The organism is Stenotrophomonas sp. G106K1 (assembly GCF_037969685.1).
In the GTDB taxonomy this organism is placed as follows: Bacteria; Pseudomonadota; Gammaproteobacteria; order Xanthomonadales; family Xanthomonadaceae; genus Stenotrophomonas; species Stenotrophomonas lactitubi.
This window is the reverse complement of sequence record NZ_JBBPFR010000021.1, coordinates 33,187-46,223: the sequence shown is the minus strand read 5'-3', so window position 1 is coordinate 46,223 and position 13,037 is coordinate 33,187. Positions and strand designations below refer to the sequence as shown.

At 65.8% G+C, this 13,037-nt stretch carries 12 protein-coding genes, 1 pseudogene and 1 riboswitch; of the genes and pseudogenes, 6 read left to right on the top strand and 7 right to left on the bottom strand.

The annotated features are described in order from the left end of the window. Positions 1-16: 16 nt before the first annotated feature. Positions 17-187, bottom strand: a pseudogene (locus WKB25_RS16540) (integrase core domain-containing protein); the annotation flags it as partial. Positions 188-727: 540 nt separating this feature from the next. Here WKB25_RS16540 and WKB25_RS16535 point away from each other — a divergent pair. From WKB25_RS16535 to WKB25_RS16525, 3 genes are all read left to right on the top strand, one after another. Further along, on the top strand, positions 728-1,300 hold the full coding sequence (locus tag WKB25_RS16535) for an Ax21 family protein (RefSeq protein WP_176022450.1): 573 nt from the start codon (positions 728-730) through the stop codon (positions 1,298-1,300). Between the two features lie 115 nt (positions 1,301-1,415). Next, a complete protein-coding gene (locus WKB25_RS16530) occupies positions 1,416-2,183 on the top strand; it encodes a DUF6597 domain-containing transcriptional factor (protein WP_340571842.1) in 768 nt (255 codons plus the stop codon). 69 nt (positions 2,184-2,252) lie between these two features. Next, positions 2,253-2,621 (top strand): VOC family protein, encoded by a 369-nt coding sequence (locus WKB25_RS16525; protein ID WP_340571841.1) that lies wholly within the window; start codon positions 2,253-2,255, stop codon positions 2,619-2,621. Between the two features lie 18 nt (positions 2,622-2,639). Here the strand turns inward: WKB25_RS16525 and WKB25_RS16520 are convergent, their stop codons facing one another. Further along, positions 2,640-3,554 (bottom strand): DUF6624 domain-containing protein, encoded by a 915-nt coding sequence (locus WKB25_RS16520; protein WP_340571840.1) that lies wholly within the window; start codon positions 3,552-3,554, stop codon positions 2,640-2,642. A 156-nt stretch (positions 3,555-3,710) separates the two neighbouring features. Between WKB25_RS16520 and WKB25_RS16515 the strand changes: the two genes are divergently transcribed. The 3 genes from WKB25_RS16515 to WKB25_RS16505 all read left to right on the top strand — a co-directional run bounded on the left by WKB25_RS16515 (position 3,711) and on the right by WKB25_RS16505 (position 5,762). Next, the gene (locus WKB25_RS16515; RefSeq protein WP_340571839.1) at positions 3,711-4,037 is read left to right on the top strand and encodes a hypothetical protein; all 327 of its coding nucleotides are present in this window, start codon (positions 3,711-3,713) and stop codon (positions 4,035-4,037) included. 169 nt (positions 4,038-4,206) lie between these two features. Then, positions 4,207-5,181, top strand: a complete 975-nt coding sequence (locus tag WKB25_RS16510) for a Dyp-type peroxidase (protein ID WP_340571838.1) — start codon at positions 4,207-4,209, stop codon at positions 5,179-5,181. Between the two features lie 161 nt (positions 5,182-5,342). Then, the gene (locus WKB25_RS16505; protein WP_340571837.1) at positions 5,343-5,762 is read left to right on the top strand and encodes a TonB C-terminal domain-containing protein; all 420 of its coding nucleotides are present in this window, start codon (positions 5,343-5,345) and stop codon (positions 5,760-5,762) included. A 187-nt stretch (positions 5,763-5,949) separates the two neighbouring features. On the opposite strand, the gene pnuC is transcribed toward WKB25_RS16505, so the two are convergent. The 5 genes from pnuC to WKB25_RS16480 all read right to left on the bottom strand — a co-directional run bounded on the left by pnuC (position 5,950) and on the right by WKB25_RS16480 (position 12,948). After that, positions 5,950-6,534 (bottom strand): nicotinamide riboside transporter PnuC, encoded by a 585-nt coding sequence (gene pnuC, locus WKB25_RS16500; RefSeq protein ID WP_265951694.1) that lies wholly within the window; start codon positions 6,532-6,534, stop codon positions 5,950-5,952. Beyond that, positions 6,531-8,711, bottom strand: coding sequence for a TonB-dependent siderophore receptor (locus WKB25_RS16495; protein ID WP_340571836.1), 2,181 nt, complete (start codon positions 8,709-8,711; stop codon positions 6,531-6,533). Before WKB25_RS16495 ends, pnuC begins: the two co-directional genes overlap by 4 nt. Positions 8,712-8,781: 70 nt before the next feature. Beyond that, positions 8,782-8,877: riboswitch (TPP riboswitch) on the bottom strand. Positions 8,878-9,032: 155 nt separating this feature from the next. Next, a complete protein-coding gene (locus tag WKB25_RS16490; RefSeq protein WP_340571835.1) occupies positions 9,033-10,160 on the bottom strand; it encodes a phosphotransferase in 1,128 nt (375 codons plus the stop codon). A 129-nt stretch (positions 10,161-10,289) separates the two neighbouring features. Beyond that, positions 10,290-10,676, bottom strand: coding sequence for a glycine zipper 2TM domain-containing protein (locus WKB25_RS16485; RefSeq protein ID WP_100461850.1), 387 nt, complete (start codon positions 10,674-10,676; stop codon positions 10,290-10,292). 244 nt (positions 10,677-10,920) lie between these two features. Beyond that, positions 10,921-12,948 (bottom strand): peptidoglycan-binding protein, encoded by a 2,028-nt coding sequence (locus tag WKB25_RS16480; protein WP_340571834.1) that lies wholly within the window; start codon positions 12,946-12,948, stop codon positions 10,921-10,923. Positions 12,949-13,037: the final 89 nt, after the last annotated feature.

Here is a 13,037-nt window from a genome sequence, read left to right as displayed (position 1 = left end):
GTCGCCAAAAGTGGAACTATGCTGCCAGTGTAAGTTTCTGCATTGGCGTGATGCCGCCGAGGGCCATGTTCGGCCGCTCGTGGTTGTAAGCCCATAGCCAACGAGTGGCGATGTCCTGGACCTGTTCGATGTCATTGAACAGGTCGCTGGCAAGCCAAGCGCAACGCACGGTCCGGTTGTAGCGCTCATGGACGAGACCTCGGGCCGCCGTAACAGCCTGGGCCTGCGCGCAGACTTCTAAGGGTGTGGTGACGTGTGGATGGACGCGGATCGAAATCGGATCCGCACTGCTCCTGAGTCGCTAACGCCAACGGCATGCTTCGTCCGACTCCCAAGGCCGCGAACCTTCGTGGGGCACCTAAGGGGTCTCCTTACTTGTTAAGGACCGACAAGTTTGGACCGCCATCAGGAAGGTGCTTGCCGCCTCGGCCGTTGGCGAGGGCCAATGAGCCGCGGACGCCAGCTCTGCCCCTAGGCCACTGCAAGCATAGGTTTTCAGCTCTTGCGCAACCATAGGTTCAGCAAAAACGCAAACCTATGGTTGCCCGTCTACACACGACGTATCGAGAGTTCCCTGAACAGGAACCTCATTCATGTACCGGTCAGTTCAATATTCAGGGCTGATTTCATCAACAAACGGATAATTCACACCTGTCGAACGCCCCTTATCCCTCCCCTCCCGAGGGGCGTTCGACGAAACCAAAATAATTAAAGGTGTATCCCGATGATCAAGAATTCGCTGCTTGCCCTGGGTCTGTTGGCCGCGCTGCCGTTCGCCGCATCGGCTGCCGATGGTCTGTCGTACAACTACGTTGAAGGCGGCTATGTGAACACCGATGCCAAGGGCGGCGACGCCGATGGCTGGGGCGTGAAGGGCTCGGTTGCCGTGCACCCGAACTTCCATGTCTTCGGTGATTACAGCAAGCAGGAAACCGACACCTTCAAGAACGATGTCGCCCAGTGGCGCATCGGTGCCGGCTACAACTACGGCATCGCACCGAACACCGACCTGGTGGCTCGTGTTGCGTACCAGAAGTTTGATATGAAGCACGGCCTGGACTTCAACGGCTACTCCACTGAAGTGGGCGTGCGCACCGCGTTCAACCCGTACCTGGAAGGCTATGCGCTGGCCGGTTACGAGGATTACAGCAAGAAGCACGGTATCAACCCGGACGGCGAGTTCTACGGCCGCGTCGGCGCCACCGCCAAGTTCAACCAGAACTGGGGCCTGAGTGGCGAAGTGAAGCTGGCCAAGGCCGGCGACCGCGAGTGGTTCGTGGGCCCGCGCTTCAGCTGGTAACAAACGCCTGTCGTTAGTGCGTGTAACTGGCGTGTGACCTCTCTCCCATACGCCAGTGAAGCCCGGCCTCGTGCCGGGCTTCTCTTTTTCCGGTTTCGCTTTGCCACAATGGGGCATGGGCGATCCCTCCACTCTCGCTGGCACCGGCACGTGGTACCAGGAACACCTGGCGCCTGCGCCGCTGCGTGGCCAGTTCGGCCAGCTCTGGCAGAGCCAGTTGTCTGCCGACGCCAGCGGCAGCATCACCGTGCTGCCGGATGGCTGCGTGGACATCCTCTGGCGTGATGGAGCGCTGTTCGTGGTGGGGCCGGACCGTACCGCCGCACACCCACAACTGGCCCCCGGTGCGCAGGTGCTGGGCGCGCGTTTCCGGCCTGGGCAAGCATCGGCTGCGCTTGGCATCGACTTGTCCGACATCGTCGGTCAGGCCGTGCCTCTTGTTGAATTCAATGCCCGCTGGGCAACACAGGCGGCGGCTTCGGTCGGTCATGCCGCGCCCGAGCAGCGCCTGCAACGCCTGGCCGATTGCCTGCAACAGAACATGCCTGCGGCCGTGGCGGGCGAACACACGCGACGTGCGCATGTGCTGTTCACGCACGCTGCCAAGGGCGGCACCAGCCTCGACGCACTCGCCGCACAACTGGCGATGAGCCCGCGCACCCTGCGTCGCTTCAGCCAGACCCAGTTCGGTTACGGTGCAAAGTCGCTGGAGCGGATCCTGCGCCTGCAGCGGTTCCTGCGCTGCAGCCAGGCGCAGCCCGCGCACAGTCTGGCGATGCTGGCCGCCGAGGCGGGCTATGCCGATCAGGCGCATCTCAGCCGCGAGGCCCGCGAGCTGTCCGGCCTGACCGCCAGTGCGCTGCGCCAGGAGTGGGGGCGTTGATGGCCGTTTCGTTCAAGACCGCGGCCCAACCCTGATAGATGCTGTGCGCTCCAACCACGGAGCCGCACCATGAGCCACGCAGAGACCCCCGTTGCCGAACGCCGCATCGACAACATCGAATTCAACGTTGCCGACATCGCCCGCAGCAAGCAGTTCTATGGGCAGGTCTTCGGCTGGTCGTTCACCGACTACGGCCCGGCCTATGCCGAGTTCGATGATGGCCGCCTCAAAGGTGGTTTTGTTGCTGACGAGGCGGTGACATCGTCAGGAGGCGCGCTGGTGATTCTCTATTGTTCGGATCTGGCAGACGCACAGCAGCGTGTCCTCGCCGCCGGCGGCGAGATCGTGCAGGACGTGTTCGCCTTCCCCGGTGGCCGTCGCTTCCACTTCCGCGATCTGGACGGCTATGTGCTGGCGGTGTGGAGCGCCCAAGGCTGAGGCTTGGTTGCGCCCGTGCTAGCGGACCGGCCTGCCGTACATCTCTGCGAGCGTGGCCTTGTACTGCGCCAGTGGCTGCAGCCCCATCGCCTCGCGGCGCGCGTCCAGGCCTTCCATGTCCTCGGTGGGGCGGAGTTCCATCGCGCCATCATCGGCCTGTGTGAACTGGCTGCCATAGCACTGCGGTTTGCCCTGCGCCAACAGCACGCGATCCGTCAGCAGCGCCAGATCGGCAGGATCAGCTTCACCGGCTTTGGCGGCCTTCTCGATCAACGGCAACATGTCGGCCTGGAACACGGGATCGTGATCGGCGTGCTGGACCAGCAGCCACGCGGCTTTGGCGCCATCATGTCCGGCCAGGGCATACGTCGGCCACCCCTTGTCGGCTACCACCGACTTCAGCCAATCGGCGTTGGCCTTGATCACTGGAGCTGCCGCTTTGAATGCCTCGCCACCGCCAGCGTCGACAGCCACATGCTGTGCCGCCTGGTCGCGCTCGGCGCGCTCCAGCAGTTCCCTGCGCAGGGGCGCGTCCAGCAATGCGAGGCGCTGCTGCTCGGCGGCCACCACGCGCTTGCGCATGTCCGGCCACGCCGGGCCGTTGCGCAGCGCATTCAATCCTGGCCGATCCTTGTGCAACAGGTCATCGGCCGAGAGCCTGCCGCTGGGAAGCAGCGTGGTTACATGGTCCATCGCTTTTCCCAGGTCGCCGGCCGCTGCCGTGCATTCAACCAGCAGCAGTTCGCCACCCTCGGGAAAATGGCCTCCACGTTGCAGCAGGTCATCCAGAAAGTGTGCACAGCCGCTGAAGTCATCGGCACCATAGCGCTCAAGTGCGTCGAAGAAAGACCGTTCGTTTGCGGCGTGCACCTGCAGTGGGGCGGCCAGCAGCAACGCCAGCGCTACGGCAACGGGCACATGCTTCCATCGCATCGGTGAGTGGACCATCGACTGCTTCCTCCGTGAAGTGCATGGATGGCGAGCCTCTGCAGGCCGCACATCGGCAGGCGAGCAGTGTCATGACCAGGCCTCAAATGATCGGCCAGCAGCACGCTGCGAGTGGGCTGGCGTTGCCTCTACAATCCGCCAATGGAAACGCACATCGATGCCTATGTGAGGCAGGCCGACGGCAACTGCATCAAGGTGATGCTGTTGAACGGCCGCCCGCGGGCCCCGCTGCAGGCGCTGGGATTCAGCGCTGGCGAGGGAGATGCCCTCACCCTGCCGGTCTCCGGCGATGCTGCCAAGGCCGCCGTCTTCATCCGCCTGCGTGATCTGGGCGTCGCCTTCTCGGCGGGTAGGGAATGGTGCCCGGCCGATGTGTTCGAGCACCTTCGCAGCAGCGGTCTGCTGCAGGGTCCGTACTCCCGGGTTGCATGGCGTACACCGCAACAGTTCACCGTGACCACGGCGTAGTTGCAGCATGGACGCGATCACGATGAACAGCAGGCGCATGCGCTTGCCAGCCGATGGCCCATGCTCGCCGCGAACTGAGAACCGCTCCGTCGCCGGCAAGGCCGTTCCGTTATGATCGCCCGCACATCGCCGCATGCGATGTGCCCGCCTCAAGCCAGCAGGAATTGCCGTGAACGCCCAACCCGCCCCCATCACCGCCCTCAACCACACGCTCGACAACGAGCCGCAGCAGATCATCGCGCCGCTGACCCATTCGGCCGCGTTCCTGGTGCTGACGGTGAAGGACGATGAAGCGTCGCTGGCGAAAGTGCGCGAGGTGCTGGCCAGCACCGATGACCTGATCAAGAACACTGCCATTCGCGAGATCGAGCGCACCTTCACCTGCAACGTGGCCATCGGCCACCGCGTGTGGGAGCCCCTGGTGGGCGGCACGCCGCCGCGCGAGTTGAGGCCGTTCCAGGAAGTGAAGGGTGCCACCCATACGGCTGTGTCCACGCCGGGCGACCTGCTGTACCACATCCGTGCGCGCACGATGGACCTGATCGTGGCGTTCGAGAAGAACCTGCTGCTGGCCTTTGGTGATGCCGTGGACGCGGTGGATGACGTGGCCGGTTTCCGTTACTTCGACGGCCGCGACCTGCTCGATTTCGTCGACGGCACCGCCAACCCGGAGGGGCTGTCGCTGCCGGAGGCGACCATCGTTGGCGACGAAGATCCCGACCATGCCGGCGGCAGCTACGTGGTGGTGCAGAAGTACCTGCACAACCTCGATGCCTGGCGTGCGCAGAATACCGAAGCGCAGGAAGCGATCATCGGCCGCACCAAGCACGACAACATCGAACTGGACGACGCGCCGGCCGACGCGCAGAAGTCGCACAAGACGCTGTGCACCATCGAGGATGCGGACGGCGAGCACGAGATCCTGCGCGACAACATGCCCTTCGCCAATCCGGGGCGCGGCGAGTACGGCACCTACTTCATCGGCTACACGCGCCGGCTGTGGGTGATCGAGAAGATGCTGGAGCGGATGTTCATCGGCAATCCTGCGCCGCTGCACGACCGCATCCTCGATTTCTCTACCGCGACCACCGGCGTTACCTTCTTCGCCCCCTCGCGCAAGGTGCTGGCCGACCTGGGCGACTGATCACGCCGGGCGGAGGCAGCCAGGTAGATCCACGCCATGCGTGGATGGATCAGCCGGTTGCCCAGAACAGCCACGCATGGCGTGGCTCTACTGCGCCGCCATCTGCCTGTCATCTACGGCGCCGACCATGGCGCGTTGGGATGGACGTGGAGACGTGGGTGATGGCTTCTGCAGGCAACAAGCGGTCCTCGCGCCGCGGCTGGCGCCCGTTGGCATGGTTGCTGGGCCTATTGGCGCTGGGCAGCGCCAGCGTGTCCGCACAGGACGCGCCTGCGCATTGGATGGCCTATGCCGCCTCCGTCAGCGGCGAACTGCAGCAGCGTCTGCAGCAGGAGCAGGATCCGCACGCCCAGCGCCTGCTGGCCTGGCTGCAGGAGCATCCCGATGCGCCGGCGCCGTTGGTGGTAAACGTGTGGATCGCCGGCGATGGCGCCATCGCGAAACTGGAATTCGACAGCCTGGGGGATGCACAGGTCGATGCCGATCTGCGTGCTGCGTTGCAGGCCACGCCGTTGCCGGCGGCACCGCCGAAGGACATGCGCCAGCCGCTGCGCTTGGGGCTGGTGCTGCAACCCCGGTAGATCCACGACATGCGTGGATCGCGTGCCGATTGCCCACAACAGCCACGCATGGCGAGGCTCTACTATGTGTCTCCGCATGCGTGGCTGCGTTTGGCAGGTGCCAACCAAGGTTGGCGACTACCAGTAGATCCACGCCATGCGTGGATGGCGCGACGGTCGCCCCACAACAGCCACGCATGGCATGGCTCTACCGCGCAGGTACTGCCTGCGGTTCCCGCGCGGCTGCACGCCACGCCCGCAGCCCGAACAATGCCAGGCCCAGGAAGAACACGTACAACGCAGCGGTCACGTGCAGTGACTTGAACAGATACGCGCCCACGTAGACCACGTCCACCACGATCCACACCCACCAGCAGGCGGCGTGCCGGCGTGCCTGCCACCACTGCCCGACCAGGCTCAACGCGGTCAGCATCGCGTCCAGCCATGGCAGCGCCGCATCGGTGAAGGTGTGCATGCCGGCGCCAAGCGCGACGCCGCCACACAGGCCGATGGCGAGGTCGCGCAGCAGCGTGCCGCGCGCCAGCGGCACGATGCGGATGCTGCCCTCATCGGCCGCGTGCTGGCGCCAGTTGATCCAGCCGTAGACCAGGAAACCACCAAAGGCGACCTGCAGCAGCGTGTCCGAGTACAGCTTGGCCTCGGCAAACACCGCGCCGTACAGCGCGACCGACAGCAGGCCGACCGGCCACGCGGCCAGCCGTCGCTTCGCCATCAGCCACACCCCGAGGATGCTGAAGAGGGCCGCAGTCCACTCGAGCGCCACGCCGCTCACAGTGCGAACGTCACCGACAGGCGCGCCTGTCGCGGCGCACCCGGGAACAGGTAGTAGTCACCGCCGCTGCTGCCGGTGTCGCGCCAGTAGAAGCGGTTGAACAGGTTGTCCACCGACAGGTTCCAGGTCACGGCACGCTCGTGCAGGCGATGCTGGAAGCGCAGGCCGGCATCGAACACCGAATAGTCCGGTGCACGTACACCACCATCGGCGCGGGCGACGTTGGCGGCGGCATAGCGCCAGCCTCCGGTCACATCCAGGCCTTCAGCGAACGGCAGTGCATAGGCCAGGTGCACGCTGGCGCGTACCTTCGGCACGTTCACCAGCTGATGGCCTTCGTACGCCGGGGTGCCGGTGTCGCGTGCGCGTGCCTGCAGCACGCTGGCGCTGGCGATGATCTGCAAGGCGTCGGTCAGCTGGCCGTTGGCGGTCAGTTCCAGCCCGGTATGGATCTGCTGGCCTTCTTCGACGAAGGTGTAGCCGGCGTCGCTGCCGTCCGGCTTTGCGTACTGGTAGGGCTGGGTGGTGCGGAACACCGCGGCGCCCAGGGTAAGAGCGTCCACCGGCACGTACTTCACGCCCACTTCCAGCTGCCGCGACTGCATCGACGGCAGGAAGGTATCGGCGTTGGACGTCCAGAACGGTGCTTCCTGGCCCAACGAAATGCCGCGCACGTAGCTGGCGTAGGCGTTGAGCTGGTCGGTGGCCTTCCACACCAGCGCGGTCTGCGGCAGGAAGCGCGACAGGCGGCTGTGGCGCTGCGGCGTGCCGCGCTTGTCATAGGCGCGCTCGTCCAGGCGCACGAAGCGGCCACCGGCCAGCCACTGCCAGTCATCGCCGAAGCTCATCCGGTCCAGCGCGAAGAACGCGGTCTGGCGGCTGTCCAGGCGTTGTGCCGATGCACCCGGCATTTTCGGTGAGGGCTCGAACACCGGTACCTGCGCATCGTGGATGTTGCTGGTGCCGACGTACTCGTTGACGCTCGGGCGCTTGTCAACGGTGCGGCGGAAGTAGTCCGCGCCGATGCTCAGCTGGTGGCCGACGCTGCCGGTGTCGAAGCTGCCGCGCAGTTCGGCACGCGCCTGCTGGTTGCGGCGGGTGTCATCCGGGCTGCGGTAGTCGTAGATGTCGTAGTCGCCGTTGGAGGCGAAATAGTTGCCCGGCACGCTGCCGTCTGCGCACCCTGCGGTGTAGTAGCAGCCGTAGGCGAAGGCGACGTTGTCATCGATCACCGAGCGGCTGTGGCCGATCGACAGCCGCGACTGCCAGGCGTCGTTGAAGTCGTAGGTGTGCAGGGCGGTGATGTTGGTGCTGGCGATGTCCACCGGACGCTGCCACGGCTGGTAGCCGAGCAGGCGCTCGCGGTCGACGCCGCGCGGCAGCTCGCGCGCGCCCAGCAGCTGGAAGCCGGACACCGAGCGCTGCGAGCTGGTCTGGTAGTTGGCATCCACTTCCAGCTTGCCGCGTTCGCCGATCAGCCAGTCGGTGGCCAGCGAATAGAAGTTGCGGCGGCCGTCGGCATGCGCGACGTAGGAATCACTGGCATCCCAGGCGGCATTGAAGCGGACGCCGAAGCGCGGGGTCAGCCAGTGGCCCACATCCACGGCGGCATAGCGCGAGCCTTCCGAATCGGTACCCAGGGTGACCGTGCGCACTTCCGCCGGGCGCTTGCCCACGTAGTTGATGATGCCGCCGGGTGCCATCACGCCAGCCGCGAGGCCGGCTTCGCCCTTCAGGATCTGTACTTCCTGGATGTTCTCCAGCGCCAAGCGCTGTTCGCCGGCGATGGACATGCCGTTGAAGCGGTAGCCGGTGGCCGCATCCAGCGCGAAGCCGCGGATGGCGATGTTCTGGTAGTAGCCCACCGGCGCATAGGCATCGCCCAGCGAGGCATCGTTGCTGGCCAGCTCGGACAGCGAACGCACCTGGCGACGGTCGAGGTAGTCGCGCTCCAGCACGTTCACCGAGGCGGGGGTGTCCTTCCAGGAGCCGCCGCCGAATGCGTTGACGCGCGAGGTGTCGGTAGCCGCCTTGCCGGCCTGCACGCGCACTGCCGCCAGATCGGTGGGCGAGGACGGCGGAGCATCGACGGCGTCGGTGCCTGCCTCGCTGGCGTACAGCGGCAGGGCGGCGCAGAGGGCAAGGGCGAGCAAGGTGGGGCGCAGGCAGCGGTTCATTCGATTCGTCTTCAGACAACAAGGGAGACGAAGCGACGGCGCGCAGGTGCACCGGCCCATGACGGGGGGGTGGCTGCGGCTCAAAGCTCCCTACGCCGGTGCAAACCGGATCAGGTTCCAAGGGACTCTCTCAGCCTGGCAAATCCAGGCACCCCCGCTTCAGGTGACCATTTCACTACAAATGGTACGGATTTGCGAGCTACCGCCCTTCAGCCGGGCTCAGATCCCTTTCCAGCGGAAACGGATCTGACCCCGGCCGAGCGCATCATCGACGCATGGCGTCGATCTACTGAGTACCCAGCGTGTTTGGTGGTTCGCGGCTTACGCGGCGGCGTGCAGGGCCGCCAGCAGGGCCTGGCCGGGGGCGGTGGCGAACCAGGCCGGATGCCCGAGCATGAACGGCTGCCAGGCGACGTCGGCATTCGCGGTGGAGCCGGTGACGCCCTCGAAGTACTCCACTTCGGACAGAGCGAAGTCGAAATGCACCATCGGCAGCAGGTCGGCCAGCAGGTGCACGCGCGTGGGCGACAGCGGCAGTTCCTGCCGATAGCCATCCAGCAGGGCCAGGGCGATATCGATGCGTACCGCGTCGGTACCACGCTCCAGTTGCAGCCAGGCCACTGCGTTGCGTTCGATGGCGGTGGCCAGGTCGAACAGCGCGCTGGTTGGAGAGGCCAGGCCGAAATCGAGCACCGTGGCAATCGTGCCGTCGTCGTTCCACAGCAGGTTGGAGACGTGCCAGTCGTTGTGCGCCCACAGCCGTGGTTCGTCCTGCAGGCGCGCGGCCAGGCCGTGGTGCCAGGGCAGCACATCGCGGCGCAGCTGTTCTTCCCAGGGAATGCGCGCCAGGTAGCGGGCCAGCCCAGGGCGGTTGCCGAGGTCGGCCTTCAGCGCGGCGATCGGGTCATCGGCGCGGATCAGGTCGTCGCGTGCCACCAGCAGGTGGGTGCTGCGTTGCGGGGCGTGGTAGCTGGCCGCGGCGCGGTGCAGTGTGGCCAGCATGCAGCCTGCCTCGCGGGCCTGGGCGACGTCGGTCAGCGGCGACCACGACGGCAGCTCGCGATACAGGTCCTTGCCGGCGCCCACCGCATGCAGTTCGTAGGTCCACTGGCGGTGTTCGAGTGCGGTGCGGCCGTCGTTGCTGGCCAGCACCTGCACTACCGGTATTCCGGCAGTCGCCAGATGCGCGATGAAACGGTGTTCTTCTTCCAGGCTTCCCGCACTACGCACACTGTGGTGGTGGCGCTTGATGAAGACCGGACCGCGCGTGCCGTCGACGATGGCCGCAGCCGACAACGGACGCGGGCTGTGCCAGCGCAGCGTGCTGTCCGCGCCCAGCTGCGCAAAGTGGCCACGCAGCCAGGTGATCTCCTGCGCGTCGATCGCCGGCCAGTCGGCGGCGACCTCGTCGTTGTTGAGGCCCTGCACGCGATGGGAGGAAGAAGTCATGCCACGGCCGCTGGTGAGTAAAGGAACATCCAAGGCTGCGCATTCAACGCCATGGGCGCCGCAGACGCAAACGGGCGGGTCATCGACCCGCCCGTCAGGGACGTCATGTGCGGCCTGTGGCCGGTGCGCTTACCAGCCGCGATGGCGGCCGCGGTCGTGGTAGTAACGGTTGTCATGGCGCTCGCGCTGCCAGCGACGGTCATCGCGGCGGTCGTAGCCATAACCGCGGTTGTAGCCACGGTCGTAACGGCGGTCATAGCGCCCGTCGTAACGGCGATCATGGCGGTCGGAGGTGGTCAGGTTGCCGATGGCGCCGCCGGCAACCGCGCCGCCGACGGTGGCGGCCGGGTCGCCGTTGGAGATCAGGTGACCCGCCACGCCGCCGACGACGGCACCGACCACGGTGCGCTTGTCCTTCCTCGACATCGCGCTGGCATCACTGACCACGGCCACGCCGGCAAGCAGTGCCAGGGCCATCGCCAGACCACGGAAGCTGAGTGCGGAAGTGCTGAGCATGTTGGGTTCTCCTGTGAGGTGCATGCCACGGTGGGCAGGGAGGGCGCTGGGCGCCCCGGCTGCCGTAGGGACCACGCTGGTGCCCGGACATTGCCGGAACATTGCGCGCGATCCCCGTGCGGCTTGCGCATTCATCTAGCGTCAGGCGGCATGAAGCGAGGCTGAAAGCGCTGCGGCCGCTCAGCTGCCAGAAAGGAAAAGGGCCGCAGTACGCGGCCCTTCCCCTGGTCTCCCTGTGCCTGGCTCAGTGGCCCATGGCGCGCTGGGCCTGCTTCACCTGCTCCTGCTGGGCATCCTGCTGCTGCAGGACATTCGGTGCACCGTGCACCGCACCACTGCTGAGCGCCATGCTCTGCTCGCTGGCAGCGCGGGTGTCCACCGCCGCGCGGCAGGCGGCCGGGTCGCCGGCGGTGCCCTGCACGGCAAACATGCGCTCGCCGTTGGTGCTGGGCACCACCGAGTCGATGCGCTGCATGCCGCTGGCCTGCGCTTCCTTAGTCAGTGCTGCGGCGGCGGCCTCCAGTGCATGACGGTCCTTGAAGGTGCCTGCCGGCAGGCCTTCCATGCCCTTCACGGCCTGGTTGTACATCGGGTTCTGCGGGTGGCGCTCGTCATTGAGCAGCGGGCGTTCGCGCGCGTCCTTGATCGCATCCAGCGTCTTCGGGCCGATGATGCCGTCCACCGCCAGGCCGTTGTCCTTCTGCAGCTGGCGCACGGCAGCCTCGGTGTTGCGACCGAACTTTCCATCCTCGACCAGTGGCTTGCCGTCGGCACCCACATACCCCAGGTGGCCGAGCTGCTCCTGTGCCCTGCGCACACCTTCGCCGTGCGCACCCTGCTTATGCACTTCGTTGCCGGTCTGCGGCTTTTCCTGCGCCGCCGGCTTCGGCTCGGCCGCGCCCTTGGCCTGCGCCTGCTCATGCGTCTGGCTGCGGTTTTCCAGCAGGTCGCGTGCCTGGTGCAGCGGATCGGAGGCGAACAGCTTCCAGTTCGGGTGGTCCTTCACCTGCTTGAGGTAATCCTCCACCGGCATCGTGTGCACACCCAGCTTGCCGGTGGACTGGCTGATCAGCAGTTTGTCGGTGTTCGGGTCACGCACCACCATCACGATGTGGTCGATACCATTCCAGTGCTCGTGCTTGGTCTTGGCCGTATCCAGGCCGATCACCATGCCTTCCTTCAGCGCACCCGGCTTGAGGATGTCGTCGCGCTTGAGCAGCACGCCCGAGTCCTTGTAGGCCTCGTGCACGATACCGCCGGAGCCGGCGAAGCCCAGCTTGATCTTGTCGGCGTCGGCGAAGACCGCGTGGCCGGCCTTCTGGTTGATCTCGTCCTGGGTCTTGTTGAGCATCGTGCCGACCCAGCCGGAGCAGTCGATGTAACCCTGGTCGACGTTCTTGCCGGTGACGCCCTTGCCACGGTAGTACTGGCTGGACTCGATGTTGATCGCGTACTTGACGTTGTCGTACTTGACGCCGGCGTTGTAGGCCGCATCCAGCGAAATGCCGGGCGCATCCGGCTTGGCTGCGGCAGCCGTGGCGGTGGCGGCGATGGTCGCGGCACCGGCGGCAACAGCGGCCTGCGCGGCCGGGGTCACGGTCTGCGTCGGTGCGGCCTGCGTCGGTGCCGGACGTGCCTGGCCCTCGGTGATCGGTGCGATGTTCTTTTCCGGGATGCTGATCGCGTCGTACTTGCGGTCGTAGTACTGGGCGAAGGTGCTGGCCAGGTCACGATCATTCATCGTGCGCATCTCGGTGCGCGTATGCCCGGTCAGCGCTTCCACGTCACCGCCGATCTGGCCCATGATGCGTGGGCGCATGTCGATCGGATCGCCGTGGCCGTCGCGCACCAGGCCGAACGTGCCGGTGGCGATCGCGGTCTGGATCGAACCGTAGCCGGCCGCACCCTGCTGGTGTGCCAGGTACAGGTCCAGGCCGCTCGGCTTGTCATCACCGGACAGGTACGGGTGGCCGGTGCGGTCATGGCGCTTTTCCATGTCCACCAGGTTGCGCTTGAACATCTCCGCTGCCGCTTCGGTGTTGCGGGTCGGGTCGTATTCGTGGCCGGTCAGGCCGTACTGCTTGGCCGACGACGGCAGGAACTGGAACAGGCCCTTGGCATCGGTCTTGTCATTGTGTGCGCGTTCGTTGAAGCGGCCACCGGTCTCGATGTGGGCAAAGCGCAGGAAGTCTTCGCTGGCGATGCCCTTGCGCTGTGCAACCTGCTCGATGATGTCGAGAACTTCCTTTCTGCTGTAGTCACGTTGTGCCATGACACTTCCTCTGGGGTTGATGGTGCGGCCTTTGCCGCGATACGCCAACCGGACTCATCCGTGAGTCTTCAACATGTCGGTCAACAGGT

Excerpts from the sequence above, each read along its gene's own strand:
- WKB25_RS16530 (WP_340571842.1), top strand. The coding sequence starts at position 1,416 with ATGGGCGATCCCTCCACTCTCGCTGGCACCGGCACGTGGTACCAGGAA.
- WKB25_RS16525 (WP_340571841.1), top strand. The coding sequence starts at position 2,253 with ATGAGCCACGCAGAGACCCCCGTTGCCGAACGCCGCATCGACAACATC.
- WKB25_RS16520 (WP_340571840.1), bottom strand. The coding sequence starts at position 3,554 with ATGCGATGGAAGCATGTGCCCGTTGCCGTAGCGCTGGCGTTGCTGCTG.
- WKB25_RS16515 (WP_340571839.1), top strand. The coding sequence starts at position 3,711 with ATGGAAACGCACATCGATGCCTATGTGAGGCAGGCCGACGGCAACTGC.
- WKB25_RS16505 (WP_340571837.1), top strand. The coding sequence starts at position 5,343 with ATGGCTTCTGCAGGCAACAAGCGGTCCTCGCGCCGCGGCTGGCGCCCG.
- WKB25_RS16495 (WP_340571836.1), bottom strand. The coding sequence starts at position 8,711 with ATGAACCGCTGCCTGCGCCCCACCTTGCTCGCCCTTGCCCTCTGCGCC.
- WKB25_RS16490 (WP_340571835.1), bottom strand. The coding sequence starts at position 10,160 with ATGACTTCTTCCTCCCATCGCGTGCAGGGCCTCAACAACGACGAGGTC.
- WKB25_RS16485 (WP_100461850.1), bottom strand. The coding sequence starts at position 10,676 with ATGCTCAGCACTTCCGCACTCAGCTTCCGTGGTCTGGCGATGGCCCTG.
- WKB25_RS16480 (WP_340571834.1), bottom strand. The coding sequence starts at position 12,948 with ATGGCACAACGTGACTACAGCAGAAAGGAAGTTCTCGACATCATCGAG.